The following is a 23,211-nucleotide window of genomic DNA, read 5'->3' as shown; positions in this document are numbered from 1 at the left end:
GTAAAGCATTACTAGCGGCCTTGAGAACGGACTGGAGCTACGAAGAACGCTTTAGGAGCAATCAGCCAGCCAAACATCGTCGGCGCTACGCGTCGACGATGTTGGAATCAGTTTTTGCACACTCTGGCTCGACAGCTGCTACAGAGCCGAACGCAGCCTCGCAAGCTCGACAGCTGCTACAGAGCCGATCGCAGCCTCGCAAGCTCGACAGCTGCTACAGAGCCGAACGCAGCCTCGCAGGCTCGACAGCTCCTACAGGGGCCGAACGCAGCCGTCGACGGTCGGTATTTGCCTTACCCCTCCTCATTTGTGGAGGTCCGTATTTGTGCTGCGCTCTATATCGTGTGCCCTGCATAACAGGGCTTGCACGGCAGTCTGTTCGGGCCACTTCAAAACTATAAAAACAGAGGTGAGGCAGGTGAAACTTTCCAGGCTATTTATCGCCGTAACCACCGCATCGGCATTGTCCTGTGTGGCGCTGGTGGGGTGTCAGACACACGCGTCGACCGCCGCCGACATGGTGCTGCGCAACGGCTATGTGTACACCGTCGACGGCAAGAATTCCGTGCAGCAGGCGATCGCCATCACGGGCGGCAAGATCGTTTATGTAGGCAACGATGACGGGGTTGCCTCGTACATCGGCACGCAGACGCAACTGATCGATCTGGCCGGGCGCATGTTGATGCCGGGCTTCATCGACGCGCACATGCACCCGGGCGACGGCGGCCGCGCCATGACCTTGTGCGACCTGAAATACCAGACCATGACCCGCAAGGTTTTCCAGGAATCCATCCAGGCCTGTCTCGATGCGGACAAGGACAAGGGCGACGACGTCTGGCTCGAAGTCGGCAGTTGGGACCGCATGGGCATGACCGGCCTCGACGGCGATCCCGACAAATCCACCCTCGACGCCTTGAAAACCAAGCGGCCGATTCAGGTCCGTTCCACCGACTTCCACACCATACTGACCAACTCGCGCGGCCTGGCGGTGGCCGGCATCAACAAGCACACGCCCAACCCAAGTGATGGCAAGTACGCCCGCGACAGCGCCGGCGACCCGACTGGTATTTGCGAAGACGGCGCAGCCGAAACCATGGCGGCCGTGGTGCCGCCCGCCACCGACGCCGAGAAACTCAACCAGACACGCGCGGCGCTCGACGCCATGCGCCAGCAAGGCATCACCAGCTTCTTCGATGCCTTGTCGGGGCCGGAAACGGGCAAAGCCTTTACCAGCCTGCAGCAGTCGGGCGAGCTGACCGCTCGGGCGTTGCTGGCGATCAAACTCGATCCGGCCGCCGCCGCTGCCGACCCGGACAAAACCATCGCCGAGGCCAAGGCACTGGCCAACACTTACGATCAGGGCGACGCCAAGGTCGCGCCGGGTGTGAGCATGCGCCACGTCAAATTGTTCATGGATGGCATCATCAACGCGCCGGCCGACACCGGGGCCATGTTGACGCCGTACCTGCACAATGCCGGAACCGATAAGGCGCCACACTGGGCGCCCGGCAAGAACAAAGGTGAGCTGTACTTCCCGCCGCAAGTGCTCAATCCGCTGCTGCTCAAAGCCGTGCAGGCCGGCCTCGACCCGCACCTTCACGCCACTGGCGACCGCGCGGTGCGTGACTCGTTGAACGGCATCGAATACGTGCGCCAGCAACTGCCCGGCAATGGCTTTCGCCCGACTATCACTCACAACGAGTCGGTAGACCCCGCCGACTATCCGCGCTTCAAGGCGCTCGACGTGACCGCCAACATGTCCTTTCAGTGGGCGCAGCAGGCACCGTCCACGGTCGACGGCACCAGCGATCATCTCGGGCCTGCGCGGTTTGCCCGCATGGAACCGTCGGGCAGCATCGCCCGCGCCGGTGGCCGGGTGGCGTATGGCAGCGACTGGCCCGTCGACCCGCTCGACGAATTCCTTGCACTCAAGGTCGGCGTCACCCGCTCGGGCGATCCGCTGAACCCGCACAGCTATGGACCCAAGTATGCCGGCAGGCTGAATGCCGATCCGGCGCTGTCACGTACCGACGTGCTGCGCACCATCACTATGAATGCCGCCGAGCAACTGAAACTCGACGCGGTGGTCGGCTCGGTCGAGGTCGGCAAGTTCGCCGACTTGATCGTCCTCGACAAGAACTTCATGCAAGTTCCCGAGCAAGAACTGGCGCGAAATGAAGTGCTGCTGACCGTGGTGGGCGGCAAGGTCGTGTGGGCCAAGGCGCCGTTCGTTGGCCTGCAAGCAACTCAGGCATCCGTCTCCCGTCCAGCCCAATAAAAACAAGAGAGCTTTCCCATGCAGCGATTTATCCCCAACTTGTTGGCCGCAGCCCTGGCGTTGTCTTCGGTGCACGCCATGGCCGCCGCTGACCTGGTATTGTTCAACGGCAAAGTATTCACCGCCGAACCCGGCCAAGGGCTGGTTCAAGCGGTGGCGGTGCAAGACGGCAAGATTCTTAAAGTGGGCAGCAACGCCGACATCAACGCGTTGGCTGACGCACAAACGCAACGGATCGATCTGGCGGGCAAAGTGCTGATGCCGGGCATGATCGATAGCCATAGCCACCCGGTGGTGGCGGCATTCGACAGCATGGGCGCCAATTTGCTGGACGAAGAAAAGCCCTTGCCGGAACTTGAGCAATGGATCATCGAGCAGGATCAGGCGGGTCGTGCGCGCGCCGGTGATGTGATCAGCATTGCCGGGGTGAGTTCGGCCTATTGGGACAAAAGCCGTGAGCTCGGCCAGCGCTTCAATCAGGGCCGCTGGGTGGATCAACCGGTGGTGCTCAGCGGGATTGACGGTCACACCGGATGGGCCAACAACGCCATGCTCAAGCGTCTGAAGATCGACGCGGCGCTGGTTAAAGGCCTGTCTGAACAGGATCGCAGCTATGTGGGGCACGACAAGGATTTCACCCCCAACGGCTATTTCGCCGAGTCGCGCTGGGATCAGGTGCGCAGCCAGATCCCCGCGCCCAGCGAAGAGGTCATGTTGAAAGCCGCCCGCGAGGCGGTAAGGGTCAACAATCAATATGGGGTCACCGCCTGGATGGACGCGGCGGCGAATGCCGGCAGTGGCGATTCGCTGTTCGATTTCCAGGCCACCGAGCAGAGCTACGGCGTCCTGCCGCTGTACCGTGAACTGGCCGAGAAGGGCGAACTCAGCGCCCACGTCGCCGCTCTGCTGCTGGCCAACCCGAAAAGCCGACCGGCCGACCTGGAAGTGTTGGCCAAGGTCATGAAGAAATTCGAGGGCGTACCCAACCTGAGCTTTCCCGGGATCAAGGTGTTCGCTGACGGCGTTCTCGAGTTTCCGGGGCAGACCGCTGCGGTCATCGTGCCCTTCAAGAACAGCCATAAAAACGGTCAACTGCTGATCGACCCTGCGCACTTCGGTGAATTGGTGGTGGCGGCGGAGAAGCGCGACTGGATCGTGCACATGCACGCGGTCGGTGACCGCGCGGTGCGTGAGTCGCTCAATGGTTTTGCCTATGCGCGCAAACTCAATCCGACACCGGTGGCCCATAGCATCAGCCACCTGCAACTGGTCAACCCCAAGGAGTTTGCGCGCTTCAAGCAACTGGGGGTGATTGCCTCCATGCAGCTGTTGTGGGCCACCGGCGAGACGTACACCGTCGAATTGGTCAAACCCTATATCAGCGCGTTTGCCTACGGTTACCAGTATCCCGCCAGGTCCCTGCATAACGCTGGCGCAGTCATCGCCGGTGGCAGTGACTGGCCGGTGTCCAGCCCCAATCCGTGGAACGCCATTGCTCAGGCGCACACCCGCAAAGGGCCGCTGGGTGTGCTGAATGCCAAGGAAAGCATCGACCGCCAGAGCATGTTCTACGCCTACACCTTGAATGCCGCGAAAGCCCTGCGGCTGGAGCAGCAGATTGGCTCGCTGGCACCGGGCAAACAGGCCGACCTGATCATCCTCGACCGCGATGTATTCAAGGTCAGCGACGACGAACTGTTCGACACCAAAGTCCTGAAAACCTTCTTCGCCGGCAAAGAGGTCTACGCGCCCGCGTCCTGACGATTACCCCACCGCAGCACCCGAGAAAAATGCCTGGCCCCTCGTGCTGCGAGGGGCTCTGCATCGCCATGCCCGACATTCCCCTGCACCTCCATAACAATAAGAGATTGGTATGAACACACGCGCACTCTTCACCCTGGCCACGTTGGTATTGGCGCCTTTGACCACGCAAGCATTACCCCTCAACGACGATTTCAGCCTCGACATGAGCCTGGCGGCGGTCAGCGACTATCGCACCCGCGGCATTTCGCAAACCCTCGGGGATCCGGCGGTTCAGGCCGGAGCTACGCTGGTGCACAGCAGTGGCCTGTACATCGGCGCCTGGACCTCGAATGTCGATTTCGGCGGCGAATTCAAGACTCGCCAGGAGCTTGAATACTACGCGGGCTACTACTGGCAGGCGACTGACGCGATCAGCCTTGACCTGGGCTACATCAAGTACAGCTATCCCAAAGAAAGCCAGTTCAACCTGAGTGAGGTCTACGCCATCCTCGACGTCTATGGCGTGAAGCTCGGTGCGTATTACTCGAACGATACGCCGAACGTTTTCGGCGAAGACCAGGACACCCTCTACACCTACCTCAGCTACAAGATCGCCTTGCCGGCCGAACTCGGCCTGGACCTGCGCGTGGGGCGCGGCGATGTCAAGGACCCGGCGTACTGGTCCACCAACGGCGATAACCGCGAGTCTTATTACGAGTGGGAAGCCAAGCTGACCCGCGATTTCGTCGGCGTGACCTGGGGCCTCAGCTACATCGATACCGACCTGTCGAAAAGCGAATGCGCGGGCTGGTATGGCTACGGTGATCTGTGTACCGCGACTGTGGTTGCCAGCGCCACCAAGACCTTCTAAGCGTTCAAGCCCCGACCATAAAAATCAGTTCCTCACAGGAAAACAGCGCAATGACCAAGGTCAGCGATAGTCCGCAACGCAGTCCCCTGATCGAGACCCGATCGATCGATTACATTCCCGAGGCCGAGCGTCACGGCAGCCTCTACAGCCAGTTCACCCTGTGGCTCGGCGCCAACCTGCAAATCACCGCAATAGTCACCGGGGCGTTGGCCGTGGTGCTGGGCGGTGATGTGTTCTGGTCGCTGATCGGCTTGCTGATCGGCCAAGTGCTCGGCGGCGCGGTGGTTGCCCTGCACGCGGCGCAAGGGCCGAAGCTTGGCTTGCCGCAGATGATCTCCAGCCGGGTGCAATTCGGCGTCTATGGAGCGGCGATCCCGATTGTGTTGGTGTGCCTGATGTACCTCGGCTTCAGCGCTACCGGCGCGGTGCTGTCGGGGCAGGCGATTGCGCAGCTGATCCACGTCAGCGACAGCACCGGCATCCTGATTTTCGCGGCCTGCATCACGTTTCTGACGATCTTCGGTTATCGGGTGATTCACCTGGTGGGAAGGGTGGCCAGCGTGTTGGGGATCATTGCCTTCTCGTACCTGTTTACCCGGCTGATGACCCTCAACGATATCGGCCTGTTACTGGAAAATCGCCACTTCGGCTGGAGCACTTTCTTGCTGGCGGTGTCGCTGTCTGCGTCCTGGCAGATCGCCTTTGGTCCTTATGTGGCCGACTACTCACGCTACTTGCCGAGCAAGACCTCGTCCTGGAAAACCTTCACCGCTGTTGGTCTCGGCACGGTGCTGGGCGCCCAGGCATCGATGGTGCTCGGGGTGTTCGCCGCTGCACTGGCGGGGGCGAATTTTCGTGGTCATGAGGTGGCGACGATTGTCGGCTTGGGCAGTACCGGCATGATGGCTTCGCTGCTGTATTTGAGCGTGGTGTTCGGCAAGGTCACGGTGTCCACGCTAAACGCCTATGGCAGCTTCATGTGCGTGGCCACCATCATCAGCGGCTTTCGCAGTCGTCTGGAAATAACCGCGAGGCAGCGCATGCTGTTTGTGCTGCTGATTGTCGCGGCATCGACCACGCTGGCGTTGCTGGGGCAATACTCGTTTCTGAACAGCTTCAAGTATTTCATCCTGTTCCTGCTGACCTTCTTCACGCCGTGGAGCGCAATCAACCTGGTGGATTACTACTTCATCAACAAAGAGCGGTATGACATCCCGGCGCTGTCCGATCCGGCCGGTCGTTATGGTCGCTGGAACGTGCTGGGGATCAGCGTGTATGTCATCGGCGTGTTGATCCAGTTGCCCTTTGTCGACACGCACTTTTACTCCGGGCCGATGGTTGCGCAGCTTGGCGGGGTGGATATTTCCTGGATCGTCGGGCTGGTGGTGCCAGGCATTCTCTATTACGGGCTGGCCAGGAATTCAGCGCTTGCGGTGTCGGTTGAGCGGGGTTCAAAGGCATAACCCACACCAGCGTTTCGATTATTCAGTGGAAGGAGTGGTGACGCTCAGGGCCTCTTCGCTGGCAAGCCAGCTCCTACAGGGGATTGCGGTCTCTTGTAGGAGCTGGCTTGCCAGCGAAAGCAATCGCTCGGGCGCTGCATTTATTCAGCGAAGGGTGTGGTGAAGATTAGGGCCTCTTCGCTGGCAAGCCAGCTCCTACGGAGGGTTGCGGTCTTTTGTAGGAGCTGGCTTGCCAGCGAAAGCAATCGCTCGGGCGCTGCATTTATTCAGTGGAAGGTGTGGTGAAGGTCAGGGCCTCTTCGCTGGCAAGCCAGCTCCTACGGGGGGATTGCGGTCTTTTGTAGGAGCTGGCTTGCCAGCGAAAGCTGTGTATCAACGTTCGGGGAGGTTCCAGCTTTCGCGCAACTGCTCGTATTCCTGCTCGGGCAGTTGAATCAGCAGAGGGGATTGGCGCGGGTCGAGCCAACTGAACAAACGGCTGATGTCCGCTTGATTCATGGCGGTGCAGCCGAGCGTCGGGGAGGTGGGGCTACGCCAGATGTGCATGAAAATGCATGAGCCTGAAGCGGGCGAGGCTGGCATGTTGTGTTCGATGACGATGCCTTTTCGATACAGCTCATCCATGCCGCGCATGTGTTCGGAGCTGTTCCAGTCCTTTGCTGTTGTCGCCCCGTCGACCAGCTCGTTGTAGCGTTTGGACTGGCTGTCATCCACGCATTCGGTGGTGGAGGTCAGCGCGAGGTAAGGCAGTTTGGTGTCGGCCAAACTGTCATACCCGAAAGCCGTTCCCAGTTTGAAAATCCCGGCCGGTGCTTTGCCATCGCCTTCACGTTTGAGCGGGCCTTCGCGCTGATCAACGCGGGTCAAACCCTTGCCCCAGGCCAGTCCGTTCTTGCCCAGCACCACCGGAAACGAGGCCTGGTATTTTTCAAAACGGTTCCCTTGGCGCACGTAGCGCTGGGCGGTTCCTTGGGTGTCAGTCCAGTTTTTGCTGGTGACCACGATCAGCTGGTTGCTGGTGTCGAGAACACCGCTGGCCGCCAGCGGGGTGATGGGGAAATCCATGACGTTGTTCAGCGTCTCGTCGCGGGTGTAGGTGAAGTGCCACCACTCCTTCGAGTACCCGACAAAGCCTTGTTTTTCCATGGCGCTGCTGAGTATCTGGCGATTTTGCCGGGCGACCGCGATGATCGTCGGGTTGTCGGTATGCGCCGGTTCATCGAAGCAATCGAAGCCGGTGCCCATATCGAGCGCGCCGTCATGCCAACGCTGGCCATAAGGCGCGGTGCAATCGACAGGCTTGGCGGACGGCGTCCAGGTGTCGGCGGGCAGGGCGTCCGGACCGGTCAGTGTCAGGTCGACAGTGCCGCCCTTGGAGTGATTGGAAACCCGTGCCACATACCCCAGGCGCCAGAAGTCTTTCTTGTCCAGGCGCGGATAGAACTCGCCTTTCAGCGGGTCCCCCGGCTCGTTCGCGAAGCGGCCCATGTCCGCAACGGCACGACTGGGGCGATAGCAGTCGAACACCTTCAAACCGTAGCCTTCGCTGCGCAATGCCGTTTGTACCCGAGCCAGTGCTTTGGCGGCCTCCTGCGACAACAGGCATTCCGGCGCCGCGTAACCGTCGAGTGGGTGCCCGGTGAAGTTGTGGGCGCCGGCATAGCGGATGTCTTGCTCGATACTCGGATCAACCGTACGCAAATACACCATGTGCCCGGGCCGTGGCTCGGCGCTGGCGAGGCACGGCATGATCAGGCTCAGGTAGAGGAATTTGCACAGAAGGCGCATGCGAGGCTTCCAGAAAAGACGAATGCGTCATCATGGCTTCAAACCCGCTTGGCTGCCATGCAGTTGTTGGTCGGCATGGTAGGACGAGCGCACCAGCGGCCCGGAGGCGACGTTCTTGAAGCCCATCTTGTAACCTTCCTCGGCGAACCAGGCGAACACGTCCGGGTGCACGAAACGCTGGACCGGCAAGTGGCTGCGCGACGGTTGCAGGTACTGGCCGAGGGTCAGCATGTCGATGTCGTGTTCGCGCATGCGCTGCATGACGTCGATGACTTCTTCGTCGTTCTCGCCCAGGCCCAGCATCAGGCCGGATTTGGTTGGAATGTGCGGCATCATCTGCTTGAAGCGTTGCAGCAGGGTCAGCGACCACTGGTAGTCCGAACCCGGGCGCGCAGCCTTATACAGACGCGGCACGGTTTCCAGGTTGTGGTTGAACACATCCGGCGGCTCGGCGGCGGTGATTTCCAGCGCGACGTCCATGCGCCCACGGTAGTCCGGGACCAGGGTTTCGAGCTGCACGTTCGGCGACAGCTTGCGGATCTCGCGGATGCAGTCGGCAAAGTGCTGGGCACCGCCGTCGCGCAGGTCATCGCGGTCAACCGAGGTGATCACCACGTACTTGAGTTTCAGGTCGGCGATGGCAATGGCCAGGCTTTGCGGTTCGTTGACGTCCAGTGGTTTCGGACGACCATGGCCGACGTCGCAGAACGGGCAGCGACGGGTGCAGATGTCGCCCATGATCATGAACGTCGCGGTGCCGCCGGAGAAGCACTCGCCGAGGTTCGGGCAGGACGCTTCTTCGCAAACGCTGTGCAGCTTGTGTTTGCGCAACAGCGCCTTGATGCGGTCGACTTCCGGGGAAACCGGGATGCGCACCCGAATCCAGTCGGGTTTACGTGGGAACTCATCGGTGGGGATGATCTTGACCGGAATCCGCGCGACCTTTTCCGCGCCGCGCAGTTTGGTGCCGACTTCTATTTTTACCGGGCTTTTGCCGGGTGCTTCCACAACTGTGCTCATATACTTTTCCTTTTATGCAAGCAACGGCCCCTGTAGCAGCTGTCGAGCCTGCGTTCGGCTCTGTAGCAGCTGTCGAGCCTGCGAGGCTGCGTTCGGCTGCGAAGCAGTCGTAAAACCTGAGTGCGAGGTTTTACTGACACACCGCATCGTCTGATTTCACGACTGCTTCGCAGCCGAACGCAGCCTCGCAGGCTCGACAGCTGCTACAGAACCGAACAGCTGCTACAGAACCGAACGCCAAGGTAGGCGTTGCATCAGTCGCGGTAGACGGGGAAGTCAGAGCACATCGCCGCAGCCTGGCGGGCGACGTGCGCCTCGACATCGGCATCGCCAAGGTGATCGAGGATGTCGCAGACCCAGCCTGCCAGCTCGATGCTCTGGGCTTCCTTGAAACCACGGCTGGTGATCGCCGGCGTGCCGATGCGCAGACCCGAGGTCACGAACGGCGATTGCGGGTCGTTGGGCACGGAGTTCTTGTTCACGGTGATGCCGGCACGGCCGAGAGCGGCGTCGGCGTCTTTGCCGGTGAGGCCCTGACGAATCAGGCTGACCAGGAACAGGTGGTTATCAGTGCCGCCGGACACCACGTCGTAACCACGGTCGATAAAGACCTTGGCCATCGCCTGGGCGTTGCGGATGACTTGCGCCTGATAGGTCTTGAACGCCGGTTCGAGCGCTTCTTTAAAGCACACGGCTTTGGCGGCGATCACGTGCATCAGCGGCCCGCCCTGGCCACCGGGGAACACCGCGGCGTTGAGTTTTTTCTCCAGTTCCGGATTGGCCTTGGCCAGGATCAGGCCACCGCGTGGGCCGCGCAGGGTTTTGTGAGTTGTGGTGGTGACCACGTCGGCAAACGGGATCGGGTTCGGGTACAAACCGGTGGCCACCAGCCCGGCAACGTGGGCCATGTCGACAAACAGGTAAGCGCCGACTTTGTCAGCGATTTGACGGAAGCGGGGGAAATCCAGAGTCTTCGAGTAGGCGGAGAAACCGGCGATGATCATCTTCGGTTGGTGCTCAACCGCCAGGCGCTCGACTTCGTCGTAATCGATCAACCCGGTCACGGTGTCGATGCCGTACTGCACCGCGTTGTAGAGTTTGCCGGAAAAACTGACCTTGGCGCCGTGGGTCAGGTGGCCGCCGTGGGCTAGGCTCATGCCCAGCACAGTGTCGCCAGCCTGCAGCAATGCCAGGTAAACCGCCGCGTTGGCCTGGCTACCGGAGTGTGGCTGGACGTTGGCGTAGTCGGCGCCGAACAGTTGTTTGGCGCGGTCGATGGCCAGTTGCTCAACCACATCGACGTGTTCGCAGCCGCCGTAATACCGCTTGCCCGGATAGCCTTCGGCGTACTTGTTGGTCAGGCCGCTGCCTTGCGCTTCCATGACGCGTTGGCTGGTGTAGTTTTCCGAAGCGATCAATTCGATGTGGTGCTCTTGCCGCGCGTCTTCGGCGTTGATCGCCGCCAGCAGTTCGTCGTCGTAGCCTTTGATCTGGTCGTGTTTGCTGAACATGGTGAAATCCTCTGTAGGGGCTGATATTCCCCTGTAGGAGCTGTCGAGTGAAACGAGGCTGCGATCTTTTGATCTTTTAAAAAGCCAGATCAAAAGATCGCAGCCTCGTTTCACTCGACAGCTCCTACGGGGATGGGGGTTGTTTGGGGTGTGTTGTTAGGCGTAGTCGGCGATTGAAGGGCAGGCGCAGATCAGGTTGCGATCACCGAACACGTTGTCGACGCGGCCCACAGGAGGCCAGTATTTGGCGTCGATCAAGGTCTCCAACGGGTAAACCGCTTGCTCACGGCTGTACGGATGCGTCCACTCGCCAACGATTTCCGCCGCGGTGTGCGGGGCGTTTTTCAGCGGGTTGTCGTCCTTGTCCAGCGTGCCGTTTTCCACCGCGCGGATTTCTTCGCGGATGCGGATCATGGCGTCGCAGAAGCGGTCCAGTTCTTCTTTGGATTCGCTTTCGGTCGGCTCGATCATCAAGGTGCCGGCCACCGGGAACGACATGGTCGGGGCGTGGAAACCGAAGTCGATCAGGCGCTTGGCGACGTCATCGACGCTGATGCCGCTGCTGTCTTTCAGTGGACGCAGGTCGAGGATGCATTCGTGCGCCACCAGGCCGTTGCTGCCGGTGTAGAGCACCGGGTAATGCTCTTCGAGGCGCCGGGAAATGTAGTTGGCATTGAGGATCGCCAGTTGCGAAGCACGTTTGAGACCGGAGCCACCCATCATCCGAATGTACATCCAGGTGATCGGCAAAATGCTCGCGCTGCCGAACGGTGCGGCGCAGACCGCGCCTTCCTTGCGGTCCATTTGCGCGTGGCCCGGCAGGAATGGCGTCAGGTGCGATTTCACGCCAATCGGGCCAACGCCCGGGCCGCCACCGCCGTGCGGGATGCAGAAGGTTTTGTGCAGGTTCAAGTGGCTCACGTCGCCGCCGAACTTGCCCGGCGCACAGAGGCCGACCATCGCGTTCATGTTGGCGCCGTCGATGTACACCTGGCCGCCGTGGTCGTGAATGATGCCGCAGATTTCGCGGATGCCTTCTTCGAACACGCCGTGGGTCGACGGGTAAGTGATCATCAGCGCGGCGAGGTGTTCGCGGTGCTCGATGGCTTTGGCACGCAGGTCTTCGATGTCGACGTTGCCACGGGCGTCGCAGGCGGTGACGACCACGCGCATGCCGGCCATGTTGGCGGTGGCCGGGTTGGTGCCGTGGGCCGACGACGGGATCAGGCAGATGTCGCGACGGTCTTCGCCACGGCTCTGGTGATAGACGCGGATCGCCAAGAGGCCGGCGTATTCACCTTGCGAACCGGCGTTCGGTTGCAGGCTGATCGCGTCGTAACCGGTGGCGGCGCAGAGCATCGCTTCCAGTTCGTCGGTCAGTTGCTGGTAACCGGCGCTTTGTGCGGCCGGGGCGAACGGGTGCAGGGCGCCGAATTCGGCCCAGGTCACCGGGATCATTTCGCTGGCGGCGTTGAGTTTCATGGTGCACGAACCCAGCGGGATCATGGTGCGATCCAGCGCCAGGTCCTTGTCGGCGAGCTTGCGCAGGTAGCGCATCAGCTCGGTTTCCGAGTGGTAACGGTTGAATACCGGGTGGCTGAGGATTGGCGATTGGCGAACCAGTTCGGCCGGGATTGTGCTTTGAACAGTTGTCGCCAATGCCGCGAAATCCGGCAGCGCTTTACCGTCGGCCAGCAGCGCCCACAGGGTTTCCACATCCGCTTGCGACGTGGTTTCGTCGAGGGACAGGCCCAGACGTTCGCCATCGATCACGCGCAGGTTGATCTGCTGCGCCCGTGCCTGGTCGTGGAGCTTGGCTGTGTGGGCGCCGGTGTTGATCGTCAGCGTATCGAAGAAGTTTTCTTGTTCGACGTTCAGACCGATCGCTTTCAGGCCTTGGGCCAGGATCGCGGTCAGGTGGTGCACGCGGTTGGCGATCTGCGTCAGGCCTTTCGGGCCGTGGTAGACGGCGTACATGCTGGCGATATTGGCCAACAGCACTTGCGCGGTGCAGATGTTCGACGTGGCTTTCTCGCGGCGGATATGTTGCTCGCGGGTCTGCATCGCCAGGCGCAAGGCCGGCTTGCCGAAACGGTCCACCGAAACACCGACCAGACGGCCCGGCATGTCACGTTTGAACGCATCTTTCGTCGAGAAGTACGCGGCGTGCGGGCCACCAAAACCCAGCGGCACGCCCAAACGCTGCGCGCTGCCGATGGCCACGTCGGCGCCGAATTCGCCCGGCGGGGTCAACACGGTCGGGGCCAGCACGTCGGCGGCGGCCGCCCCCAACGCATTGGCCGCGTGGGAGCGTTCGGGCAGTGCGCGGTAATCAAACACGTCACCGTTGCTCGCCGGGTACTGCAGCAGGGCGCCGAAGAACGGCGTCACGTCAGTCAGTTCGAGTTCGTCGCCAACCACCACGTCGATGCCCAGCGGCGCGGCACGGGTGCGCAGCACGTCGAGGGTTTGCGGGTGGCAATGCACGGAGGCGAAGAAGGCGTGGCTGCCCTTGTTCTTGCTCAGGCGTTTGCAGAAGGTCATCGCTTCGGCAGCGGCGGTGGCTTCGTCGAGCAAGGAAGCGTTGGCGATCGGCAGGCCGGTCAGGTCGCTGATCAGGGTCTGGAAGTTCAGCAGCGCTTCGAGACGGCCCTGGGAGATGTCCGGTGGGTACGGGGTGTAGGCGGTGTACCAGGCCGGGTTTCCCAGCAGGTTGCGCAGGATCGGCGACGGCGTGTGCGTGCCGTAGTAACCCTGGCCGATGTAGGTCTTGAACAGCTGGTTTTTGCCGGCGATGGACTTGATCAGTGCCAGGGCATCGGCTTCGCTCAAACCATCTTCCAGGCCCAGCACGCTGGTGCCCTTGATGCTGTCCGGGATGACGCTGGCGCTCAGGGCTTCCAGCGAGTCGAAGCCGAGGCTGTTGAGCATGGCTTGTTCGTCGCCGGCACGCGGGCCGATGTGGCGGGCGATGAATTCGTTACGGGTGTCGAGGAGGGCGGTCATACAGAAGTCCTCAAGCGTCTTCGTGGGTCAGGCGCTCGTAAGCGGCCTGGTCGAGCAAGCTGTCCAGTGCGGTCACGTCGTTGGGACGCATGCGGAAAAACCAGCCTTCACCCAACGCGTCCTGGTTGATCAACTCGGGGGAGCTTTCCAGCGCGGAGTTCACCTCGACCACTTCGCCATCCAATGGCATGTACACGCTGCTGGCGGCTTTCACCGATTCCAGCACCGCCACTTCATCGCCCGCATCGAACGTGCGTAACTCAGGCACCTGAACGAAGACCACGTCACCCAGCGCTTGCTGGGCGTAAGCGGTGATGCCGACGGTGATCAAGCCATCGCTTTCGAGACGCAGCCATTCGTGATCGACGGTAAAACGCAATTCGCTCATATCAACTCCTCATTGTTCTGACTCATCCGCTGCAGGTGGCGGATGGCGGTGGACAGGCTCGTATTGGGTAACGAGCGTGGCGTGAGAGGAGATAGCAAGGGTGGTGCCAGTTTTTCTTAATCTTTTAAATTCAATGGCTTGAAATGTTTTTGGACAAATCGAAAGAACTCGCCCGTATTGAAATCAATACAGACATGCGCCGACTAGAGAGCCAGATCCGGGCCGAACACATCGGAATTGGTTTGTCTCGATTTCGATACGATGTATCGATTTGCAGACAGGTCATTTTGGCTATAGCAAAAACCCTGTGGGAGCGGGCTTGCCCGCGATTGCGGTGTGTCAGGTTACAAAAATGTTGTCAGACATGGCCCCTTCGCGGGCAAGCCCGCTCCCACAGGGATCGACAGTGCCTGCGAAATTGTCGCCTTACTGTTTGTTGGGGATGCCGTATTTGCGCAGCCGGATGGCGATGGCACTGTGGGAGGTTTGCAGGCGGGCGGCCAGTAAGCGGCTGGAGGGATAGCTGCGATAGAGCTGTTGCAACAGGCTCTTTTCAAACCCTTCGACGGCCTCTTCGAGACTGCCGACTTCGCCGTCGTTCTGGCGCTCTACGGCGGTCCGGGCGATGTCCAGATCATCAATGTCCACCAACGGATTTTCGCAAATGGCCGCCGCGCGGAAGATCACGTTTTGCAGTTGCCGCACATTGCCCGGCCAGCGGTTGCCGAGCAGTGCGGGAAAGGTGCTCGGCGCCAGACGACAGACCGGCCGCTGGATCTGCGCACAGGCTTGCTGCATGAAGGGGTTGGCCATCAACAGAATATCGTGACCGCGTTCGCGCAGTGGCGGCACTTGCAGGTTGAGCACGTTGAGGCGGTAGGACAGGACCTCGCGAAAATGGCCTTCGCTGACCATTTTTTCCAGGTCGCGGCGGGGCGCACTGCGGATCCGCACGTTGACCTTGACCTCACGGTCGCCACCGACCCGGCGGAAGCAACCATCGCTCAAAAAACGCAGTAATTTCGCCTGCAAGTACGGCGACATTTCGCCGACTTCGTCGAGGAATACCGTGCCCTGATCGGCCAGTTCCAGCAGGCCGAGTTTGCCGCCCCGTTGCGCGCCAGTGAAGGCGCCAGGGGCGTAGCCGAACAGCTCGCTTTCGGCGAGGCTCTCCGGCAGTGCCGCACAGTTCAGGGCGAGGAACGGTGCGTCACGTCGTGTGCTGATCGCATGGCAAGCGCGGGCCACCAGTTCTTTGCCGGTGCCGGTTTCACCCTGTATCAGCAGCGGTGCGTCGAGCGTTGCAACGCGTTGGGCGCGGGCCTTGAGCGCCCGGATCGGCGGCGACTCGCCGAGCAGCGCATCGAAGCCTTCGGCGTGGTCGTGGTGCAGCGCCGAGAGGCGTTCACCGATGCGGTTCGGTTGGTACAAGGTCAGCAGGGCGCCGGCATCGGTGATCGGCATGGCATCGAGCAGCAAGGTCTGGCCACCGAGCCTGACCTCATGCATGGGCAAGCGGAAACTGTGCTCGATCAATGTGGGCTGCAAGTCGGGATCATCGAACAGCGCCGTCAGCGACTCCCCCGCCGGTTCCCGCCCACACAATGCGATCAATGCCGGATTGGCCAGCAACACATGACCGCGCCCATCCACCGCCAGCACCGGATCGGTGCTGGCCGCCAGCAAAGCATCCAGTTGCAGGCGGCGGCGCTGCCCCGGAAGGATGTCGACCATCGTCACCGCTTGCACACCCTTCACCCCGAGAAAGGCTTCGCGCAGTTCTTCCAGGACATCGGCGCCGAGTGTCGGCGCATCGATGTAAACGTTGGGCGGCACCATCTCCACCGCATCCAGATTGAAGCTGCGCCCACCGAGCAGGGCCAGGACTTCCTGGGTGATGCCGACGCGATCGATAAAGGTGACGTGGATGCGCATAGGTAGCCTGCAAAGTTGGCGAACTGAATGAGTATGACCGGCACGACTCGTGTCTGTCAGGTGTTGCCGGCCTTGCGCGAACTGGCGCCCAGGTCTTCGAGGAACGCCTGAAGGATCGGCGGGGGGGCCGTGCCTCGGCGGGTGATCACATCGAACGGCGACATCAATTGCAAGCTGCCTGGCGCCAATTGGTGCATCTCGCCGGTCTTGATCCACTGAGCGGCAAAGTGCGCGGGCAGAAAGCCCAGATAAGCCCCCGAGATGATCAGGATCGCCAGCGCCTCGATGTTGTCGACGGTGGCCGCCGCTTTGCTCACACCCAGGTGTTCGAGGTCGTATTGCTGCATGTAGCCGCGCACGACAATCCGGCTCGCGGCAATCTCTTCGAGCAGTTCGCCACCCTCGGCCTTGCTGCCATGCAGCGGATGGCGCCGCCCGCAATACAGTCCCAGGGCCTCTCGATACAACGGTGAGTGCAACAGGCCCGGCACATGGATCGGGAAATGCCCGATGGCCAGGTGCAGGCGGCCGTCGAGCACGCGTTCCTCCAGCTCGGCGGGGGTGCCGACATACACGTTCAGGTGCACATCATGCCCGCGCGATACGAAGCGCTGGGTGGTGCGCGGGATCGGCGAATCCGGGTCGGTGATGGTGGTGTCGATGATCCCCAGATTGAGCTTGCCGCTGATGTGCTGCTTGAGCACGTCGGCGTCCATGCAGAAGTTTTCCACCGCCGACAGCAGGCGTTGGGTGGCTTCATGAATCGCCACGCCTTGCTCGGTCAGGCGAAAGCCGCTGCGCCCGCGTTGGCAGAGTTTGACCCCGAGGCGGGGTTCCAGAGGGGTCGTTTGTTCGGTGGTGGTGGGCGGGCCGGCGCTCACCCCCGCCGGCGCGGCGAAAACCCCGCCGCACCTGACAATCGTGGCAAACACCCTGAGCAGTTTCAGATCGACATCGTGGAGCTGGATCACCTTGGACCTCCCGCGTGTGGATGCATCGGTAATGCCGATATGAGTATCTGATGTTTAGCATTTTTTCCACGAAAACCTGCGCTCATAGTCACTCCAACGGCGGTCGCCTTGCAGTCCGCCAAGCCGAAAACAAAAAGTGGAGAGGCTTGAAATGTCCAACAACGGTTATGAATCCGGTCGTCTGAACCTGCCATTCGTGGGTCATTGCACCTTTGGCAAATCCCCGGTTTGCACCGATTGGGATGCCCTGGACGCGGACGTGGCGGTCCTCGGCGTGCCCAACGACATGGGCACCCAATGGCGCTCCGGCGCACGCTTCGGACCACGCGGCATTCGTGAGGCATCGACGCTGTTTTCCTTCGGTCATGCCGGCGCCTACGACCACGAAGATGACGTCATGTACCTGACCGCCGCCGACGTGCGCATGGTCGACGTCGGTGATGCCGACATCGTGCACACCGACATGGTCACCAGTAACCAGAACACCGAATACGCCGTGCGCAAGATTCTCGATGCCGGTGTCATGCCAGTGGTACTGGGCGGCGATCACTCGGTTCACGCCCCGGTGATCAAGGCCTTCGAGGGACGCGGCCCGATCCACATCATCCACTTCGATGCGCACCTGGATTTCGTCGACGAGCGCCACGGCGTTCGCTACGGCCACGGCAACCCGCTGCGCCGCGCCTCGGAAATGAACCACATCGTCGGCATGACCCAGATGGGCATCCGCAACGTGTCTTCTTCCAACCGCGATGACTACGAAGCGGCCCATGCAGCGGGCTCGAAAATTCTTTCGGTACGCGACGTGCGCCGCCTTGGCGTCGAAGGTGTGCTGGCGTTGATTCCGCAAAACATCAACTACTACATCACCATCGACATTGACGGTTTCGACCCGTCCATCGCCCCCGGCACCGGCACGCCGAGCCATGGCGGCTTCCTCTACTACGAAGTGCTGGAAATCATCCAGGCCCTGGCCAAACGCAGCCAAGGCAACATCGTCGGCATGGACCTGGTGGAAGTCGCGCCCGTGTATGACCCGACCGGCATGACCTCGATTCTGGCGGCGCAACTGCTGCTCAACAGCATCGGTTTCATCTTCCACGAACGGACCAAGGTACGTGCGGCCGAGAACGAAACCATCCCGGCCTGAATGCCGGTTCGATCATCGAAACCACAGTGCCCGGTGTGAACTGACCGCCGGGCAGAGAGAATAAAAATGGACGCGATCGTCAAGCAATACCTGCAAAAATTCGGCGTCTGTGAAGCGACCCAGACTTTCCTCGGCAAGGTCCAGAAAATGTTCATTGGCGGGGCCTTTGTCGAGGCCAGCGACGGCCAGACTTCCGACGTCATCGAACCTTCTACCGAAGGCCTGATCACTCGCATTCCCATGGGCACCACCGAGGATCTGGACCGCGCCGTGCAAGCCGCCCGCGCACAGTTCGACGGCGGTGCCTGGCGCCAGGCGAAACCGGCGGAACGCGAACGGCTGATCCAGCGTCTGGCGGACTTGATTGAAGCCAACGCCGCTGAGCTGGCGGAAATCGAATCGATCGACATGGGCAAGTCCGTGGCGTTCGCCAAGGATGTCGATATCCAGGGCACGGTCGATACCCTGCGCTATTTCGCCGGTTGGGCCACCAAGCTTCATGGGCGCACCGTCGAGCCGTCGCTGCCGGGCAATTACCTGGCTTATACACGCAAGGAAGCGGTGGGTGTGGTGGGCGCCATCGTGCCGTGGAATTTCCCGCTGCAAACCATGGCCTGGAAGCTTGGCGCTGCGCTGGCCACCGGTTGCACCGTGGTGGTTAAACCCGCCGAACTGACCTCGCTGTCGGCCTTGCGTTTTGCCGAGCTGGTGCAGGAAGCCGGCATTCCGGACGGGGTGATCAACATCGTCACCGGGCGCGGCAGCGTGGTCGGTGCGGCCATGGCCACCCATCCCGGCATCGACAAACTGACCTTCACCGGTTCGACCCCGGTCGGCCGCACCGTCGGACGCGCTGCGCTGGACGAAATGAAGCGACTAACGCTGGAACTCGGAGGAAAATCACCGGTAATCGTCCTGGCCGATGCCGACATTCCGGCCGCTGCGCAAGCGGTCGCCAATGGCGTGTTCTTCAACTCTGGCCAGGTGTGCGACGCCGGCACGCGGGCCTATATTCATCGCAGCGTCTACGACGAATTCCTCCGCGAGCTGATCGCCTACACGCGCACCTTGAAAATGGCACCGGGCCTGGACCCAGACTGCTTCATCGGCCCGCTGGTCTCGGCCCTGCAAAAGCAGCGCGTGACCGAGTACATCGAAACCGGCAAGCAGGAAGGTGCCGAACTGGTCTACGGCGGCCAGCCAGTCGAAGGTCCCGGTTTCTTCGTCGAGCCGACCATTTTCGCCCATTGCCGCAACGACATGCGCATCGTCCAGGAAGAGATCTTTGGCCCGGTGCTGGTCACCGCAGCGTTCGACGATGAGGAAGAGGCCCTGGCCCTGGCCAATGATTCGCCCTACGGCCTGGCCGCTGCACTGTATTCCAATGACCTTGGGAAAGTGCACAGCCTGATTCCCCGGCTGAAAGCGGGTTCGGTCTACGTCAACGCCCACGGCACCCTCGACCCGTCGATGCCGTTCGGCGGCTACAAACAGTCCGGATTCGGCAAGGACCTGGGCGCAGAGCAGCTCGATTACCTGCTCGAAACCAAAGCAGTCTGGATCACGTTGCCTTGAACGGGTGAACACCGCCCGGCCTTTGTAGGAGCGAAGCTTGCTCGCGAAGAGGCCGGCACATCCAATATTGATGTCAGCTGATCCGCCGCATTCGCGAGCAAGCTTCGCTCCTACAGAAAAACGGTTTCGGCGGTTGAAGACATTGGAACGGCAAGGAGGCAAAGGGGCGTCGTTCACCCAAAAGAATGCTGTTACCTCGTCATGATCTTCCAACAATAAGAGACCATCATGAACACTAACGCCAAGTCAGCCCCGAGCGTGTCGGTCCTCGATGACAAACCCGTCGTCGAAAGCCATTCGATTGACTTCATCCCGGAAAACGAGCGCACCGACAAACTGTCGAGCCAGGGCCCGTTCTGGTTCCTCGGCAACTTCACCTTCTTTACCATGACCATCGGCTTCGTCGGCCCAAGCGTCGGCCTGACCGCGCTCTGGACCACACTCGCCGGCACGCTGGGCATCATGTTCGGCACGCTGTTCATGGCCTTTCACGGTTCGCAAGGCCCACACCTGGGCCTGCCGCAGATGATCCAGTCCCGCGCGCAGTTCGGCTATCGCGGTGTGATCCTGGTGCTGCTGGCAACGCTGTTTGTGTTCGCCGGTTTCAACATCGTCAACCTGGTGTTGATGATGCAAGGGCTGCACACGCTCTTCGGCTTCAACCCCGCCGTGATCGCGGTGGCCGTGACTATACCGGCGGCGGTGCTGGCGATCCTTGGCCATGACTGGATGCACCGCAGTTTCAAATGGGCGCTTTACCTGTCGCTGCCGCTGTACGGCCTGGTGACCTTGGCGGTGGTGATGGGCTGGGTGCCCGATGCGGTGCTGCCGGCACTGGCGGAAGGTGAAGTGGCCCCGGCGCCGTTGGGTTTCAACTGGACCGGTTTCATCGCCCAGTTCGCGGCGGCGGCGAGCTACAACATCGCGTACGCCCCGTATGTCTCCGACTACTCGCGCTACCTGCCGAAAAACACTTCCAGCGGCAAGCTGATTGCAGTGGTCTTCCTCGGTGCCTCGTTGTCCGGCGCGTGGATGATTTCCGTAGGCGGCTGGCTGGCCGATCACCTGCATTCCACTGACGTGCTGGTGGCCCTCGGGCAAGTGGGCAATACCGTGTCGCCGCTGATGGGCACCGCCGTGGTAGTCGTGACGATCCTGGCGTTCCTGCCGGTGATCGCGATGAACATCTACAGCGCCAAGCTGACCACGCTGACCTGCGTCGATTCCATCAAGCACATCGAACCGACCCGCAAGGCGCGCATCTTGGCCATCGGTTTCGTGATCCTGCTGCAACTGGGCGTAGCCCTGAGCATCCAGAGTTCGGGTAAAGGCTTGTCGGTGTTGGGCATTTATCTGGTGGTGATGCTGTACTTCCTGGTGCCCTGGACCTCGGTCAACCTGACCGACTACTTCTTCGTCCGCAAAGGTCGCTACGCCATCCCGCACTTCTTCATGCCCCACGGCAACATCTACGGCAGCTGGGGCCTGCGCGGCATCGCGGCGTACGCCATCGGCTTCATCTCGATGATCCCGTTCTTCTACATCTACGACGGCGTCGAGCAGCGCGAGGTGTATGTCGGCCCGCTGGCCAAAGCGCTCGGCAGTATCGACATCGCCTGGCTGGTCGGGCTGATCGTGTCGGGGCTGGTGTACTACTGGTTCAGCCGCTCGATCGATCTCAAACGTGAAGAAACCGTCATCCAGGACATCGAAAAGACCTGCCCGCAATACACCACCGGCGACAAGTTAACCCTGCCTTCATTGCACGTTTTCAACGAATCGACGGTCCGGAGATAATCATGAATACGCAAAAATACGACTACATCATCATCGGTGCCGGCTCGGCGGGTTGTGTGTTGGCCAACCGCTTGAGCGAAGACCCGGCCACTTCGGTCCTGGTCCTGGAATTCGGTGGCAGCGACCGCAGTGTGGTGATTCAGATGCCCAGTGCGTTCTCGATCCCGATGAACACCAAGAAGTACAACTGGCGCTACGAGACCGAGCCGGAGCCGTTCCTCAACGGCCGGCGCATCCACTGTCCGCGAGGCAAGGTGCTGGGCGGCTCGTCGTCGATCAATGGCCTGGTCTACATCCGTGGCCATGCCTATGACTTCGACGAGTGGGAATCCCTCGGCGCGCAGGGTTGGGGTTATCGCAATTGCCTGCCGTACTTCAAACGGGCCGAGAGCTACGAGTCGGGTGGTGACAACTATCGCGGGCAAACCGGGCCGCTGCACACCACCAACGGCAACCACATGAAGAACCCGCTGTACGGGGCCTGGGTCGAAGCCGGCGCCGAAGCGGGCTACATCAAGACCGACGACTGCAACGGTTTCATGCAGGAAGGTTTCGGTGCCATGCACATGACGGTGAAGAATGGCGTGCGCTGTTCCACCGCTAACGCGTATCTGCGCCCGGCCATGGGCCGTCCGAACCTGACAGTGATCACCCACGCGATGACCCGTCAGGTCATCCTCGAAGGCAAACGTGCGGTGGGCATCATCTATGACCACGAAGGTCAGACCCACCAGGTCTATTGCAACCGGGAAGTGCTCATATCGTCCGGGCCCATCGGTTCGCCGCACCTGCTGCAACGCTCCGGCATCGGTCCGGCTGCGGTGCTGCGCAAAGCCGGGATTGGCGTGCGTCATGACCTGCCGGGAGTAGGGGAGAACCTGCAGGATCACGCCGAGGTGTACATTCAGTTCGGCTGCAAGGAACCAGTGACGCTCAACAGCAAAATGGACCCGCTGAGCAAGCTGTTGATCGGCCTGCGCTGGCTGTTGTTCAAGGACGGGCTCGGCGCCACCAACCACTTCGAGGCCGGTGGTTTCATCCGCTCGGACAAGGGCCTGCGCTGGCCGGACATTCAGTTTCACTTTCTGCCGGCAGCCATGCGTTACGACGGCAATAAACCGATCAAGGGCCATGGCTTCATGGTGCTCACCGGGCCGAACAAACCAAAAAGCCGTGGCCATGTGCGCGTGCGCTCGGCTGATCCTTACGAGCATCCGGAAATCCAGTTCAACTACTTGCAACGGGAAGAGGACCGCGAAGGCTTCCGCCGCTGCATTCGCCTGACCCGCGAGATCATCGGCCAGAAGGCGATGGACCGTTTCCGCGACGGCGAAATTGCACCGGGGTCACTGGTGAACAGCGATGAAGAAATCGACGCCTTCGTCCGTGAAAACCTGGAGAGCACTTACCACCCTTGTGGTTCGTGCCGTATGGGCGAGGACGACATGGCGGTGGTGGATTCCGAGCTGCGGGTGCATGGCATCGCCGGGTTGCGGGTGATCGATTCTTCGGTGTTCCCGACTGAGCCGAACGGCAACCTCAATGCACCGACGATCATGCTCGCCGAGCGGGCCTCCGATCTGGTGCTTGGACGCAGCATGCTGCCGGCGTCCGATGCGCCGGTGGGGCTGGTCGAGAACTGGGAGAACAGCCAGCGCTCAACGTCGCCGGGGCGTAATGTGCGGGTTTGACTCTACGAAAAGATCGCAGCCTCG

Annotated in this window: 15 protein-coding genes; 8 read left to right on the top strand and 7 right to left on the bottom strand. The window is 61.2% G+C overall.

Features of this window, described 5'->3' with window-relative positions; all coding sequences use genetic code 11:
• Positions 1-418 precede the first annotated feature (418 nt).
• The 4 genes from AEQ67_RS02495 to AEQ67_RS02480 all read left to right on the top strand — a co-directional run bounded on the left by AEQ67_RS02495 (position 419) and on the right by AEQ67_RS02480 (position 6,355).
• A complete protein-coding gene (locus AEQ67_RS02495; RefSeq protein WP_059402310.1) occupies positions 419-2,278 on the top strand; it encodes an amidohydrolase in 1,860 nt (619 codons plus the stop codon).
• Positions 2,279-2,296: 18 nt separating this feature from the next.
• Complete coding sequence (locus AEQ67_RS02490; RefSeq protein WP_059402309.1) at positions 2,297-4,039, top strand: amidohydrolase; 1,743 nt, start codon at positions 2,297-2,299, stop codon at positions 4,037-4,039.
• Positions 4,040-4,151: 112 nt separating this feature from the next.
• On the top strand, positions 4,152-4,892 hold the full coding sequence (locus AEQ67_RS02485) for a TorF family putative porin (RefSeq protein WP_059402308.1): 741 nt from the start codon (positions 4,152-4,154) through the stop codon (positions 4,890-4,892).
• Between the two features lie 50 nt (positions 4,893-4,942).
• Positions 4,943-6,355: a purine-cytosine permease family protein gene (locus AEQ67_RS02480; protein WP_059402307.1), complete on the top strand. Its 1,413-nt coding sequence runs from the start codon at positions 4,943-4,945 to the stop codon at positions 6,353-6,355.
• 372 nt (positions 6,356-6,727) lie between these two features.
• Here the strand turns inward: AEQ67_RS02480 and AEQ67_RS02475 are convergent, their stop codons facing one another.
• From AEQ67_RS02475 to AEQ67_RS02445, 7 genes are all read right to left on the bottom strand, one after another.
• Positions 6,728-8,143, bottom strand: a complete 1,416-nt coding sequence (locus AEQ67_RS02475; RefSeq protein WP_059402306.1) for a M15 family metallopeptidase — start codon at positions 8,141-8,143, stop codon at positions 6,728-6,730.
• Between the two features lie 30 nt (positions 8,144-8,173).
• The gene (gene lipA / locus AEQ67_RS02470; RefSeq protein WP_059402305.1) at positions 8,174-9,163 is read right to left on the bottom strand and encodes a lipoyl synthase; all 990 of its coding nucleotides are present in this window, start codon (positions 9,161-9,163) and stop codon (positions 8,174-8,176) included.
• Positions 9,164-9,417: 254 nt separating this feature from the next.
• Positions 9,418-10,674, bottom strand: coding sequence for a serine hydroxymethyltransferase (gene glyA, locus AEQ67_RS02465; RefSeq protein ID WP_059402304.1), 1,257 nt, complete (start codon positions 10,672-10,674; stop codon positions 9,418-9,420).
• Between the two features lie 156 nt (positions 10,675-10,830).
• Positions 10,831-13,680, bottom strand: coding sequence for an aminomethyl-transferring glycine dehydrogenase (gene gcvP, locus AEQ67_RS02460; RefSeq protein WP_059402303.1), 2,850 nt, complete (start codon positions 13,678-13,680; stop codon positions 10,831-10,833).
• Between the two features lie 10 nt (positions 13,681-13,690).
• Positions 13,691-14,068 carry a glycine cleavage system protein GcvH gene (gene gcvH, locus AEQ67_RS02455; RefSeq protein WP_059402302.1) on the bottom strand — a complete coding sequence of 126 codons (378 nt, stop codon included), beginning with the start codon at positions 14,066-14,068 and terminating at the stop codon, positions 13,691-13,693.
• 426 nt (positions 14,069-14,494) lie between these two features.
• Positions 14,495-16,003 (bottom strand): sigma-54-dependent transcriptional regulator, encoded by a 1,509-nt coding sequence (locus AEQ67_RS02450; protein WP_059402301.1) that lies wholly within the window; start codon positions 16,001-16,003, stop codon positions 14,495-14,497.
• A gap of 56 nt (positions 16,004-16,059) precedes the next feature.
• Positions 16,060-16,974: a LysR family transcriptional regulator gene (locus AEQ67_RS02445; protein WP_059402300.1), complete on the bottom strand. Its 915-nt coding sequence runs from the start codon at positions 16,972-16,974 to the stop codon at positions 16,060-16,062.
• A 151-nt stretch (positions 16,975-17,125) separates the two neighbouring features.
• Here AEQ67_RS02445 and speB point away from each other — a divergent pair, with 151 nt between their 5' ends.
• The 4 genes from speB to betA all read left to right on the top strand — a co-directional run bounded on the left by speB (position 17,126) and on the right by betA (position 23,187).
• The gene (speB, locus tag AEQ67_RS02440) at positions 17,126-18,124 is read left to right on the top strand and encodes an agmatinase (RefSeq protein ID WP_059402299.1); all 999 of its coding nucleotides are present in this window, start codon (positions 17,126-17,128) and stop codon (positions 18,122-18,124) included.
• Between the two features lie 66 nt (positions 18,125-18,190).
• Entirely contained in the window at positions 18,191-19,699 is a 1,509-nt protein-coding gene (locus tag AEQ67_RS02435) for an aldehyde dehydrogenase family protein (protein WP_059402298.1), read from the top strand.
• Positions 19,700-19,927: 228 nt separating this feature from the next.
• Positions 19,928-21,496: a purine-cytosine permease family protein gene (locus AEQ67_RS02430; protein WP_059402297.1), complete on the top strand. Its 1,569-nt coding sequence runs from the start codon at positions 19,928-19,930 to the stop codon at positions 21,494-21,496.
• 2 nt (positions 21,497-21,498) lie between these two features.
• On the top strand, positions 21,499-23,187 hold the full coding sequence (gene betA, locus AEQ67_RS02425) for a choline dehydrogenase (protein WP_059402296.1): 1,689 nt from the start codon (positions 21,499-21,501) through the stop codon (positions 23,185-23,187).
• Positions 23,188-23,211 lie beyond the last annotated feature (24 nt).

It is taken from the genome of Pseudomonas sp. RIT-PI-q, assembly GCF_001297125.1.
In the GTDB taxonomy this organism is placed as follows: domain Bacteria; phylum Pseudomonadota; class Gammaproteobacteria; order Pseudomonadales; family Pseudomonadaceae; genus Aquipseudomonas.
This window is presented reverse-complemented; position numbering and strand designations above follow the sequence as displayed.

Coding starts and splice junctions, on each gene's coding strand:
- AEQ67_RS02490 (WP_059402309.1), top strand. CDS start 2,297: ATGCAGCGATTTATCCCCAACTTGTTGGCCGCAGCCCTGGCGTTGTCT.
- AEQ67_RS02485 (WP_059402308.1), top strand. CDS start 4,152: ATGAACACACGCGCACTCTTCACCCTGGCCACGTTGGTATTGGCGCCT.
- AEQ67_RS02480 (WP_059402307.1), top strand. CDS start 4,943: ATGACCAAGGTCAGCGATAGTCCGCAACGCAGTCCCCTGATCGAGACC.
- AEQ67_RS02475 (WP_059402306.1), bottom strand. CDS start 8,143: ATGCGCCTTCTGTGCAAATTCCTCTACCTGAGCCTGATCATGCCGTGC.
- lipA (WP_059402305.1), bottom strand. CDS start 9,163: ATGAGCACAGTTGTGGAAGCACCCGGCAAAAGCCCGGTAAAAATAGAA.
- glyA (WP_059402304.1), bottom strand. CDS start 10,674: ATGTTCAGCAAACACGACCAGATCAAAGGCTACGACGACGAACTGCTG.
- gcvP (WP_059402303.1), bottom strand. CDS start 13,680: ATGACCGCCCTCCTCGACACCCGTAACGAATTCATCGCCCGCCACATC.
- gcvH (WP_059402302.1), bottom strand. CDS start 14,068: ATGAGCGAATTGCGTTTTACCGTCGATCACGAATGGCTGCGTCTCGAA.
- AEQ67_RS02450 (WP_059402301.1), bottom strand. CDS start 16,003: ATGCGCATCCACGTCACCTTTATCGATCGCGTCGGCATCACCCAGGAA.
- speB (WP_059402299.1), top strand. CDS start 17,126: ATGTCCAACAACGGTTATGAATCCGGTCGTCTGAACCTGCCATTCGTG.
- AEQ67_RS02435 (WP_059402298.1), top strand. CDS start 18,191: ATGGACGCGATCGTCAAGCAATACCTGCAAAAATTCGGCGTCTGTGAA.
- AEQ67_RS02430 (WP_059402297.1), top strand. CDS start 19,928: ATGAACACTAACGCCAAGTCAGCCCCGAGCGTGTCGGTCCTCGATGAC.
- betA (WP_059402296.1), top strand. CDS start 21,499: ATGAATACGCAAAAATACGACTACATCATCATCGGTGCCGGCTCGGCG.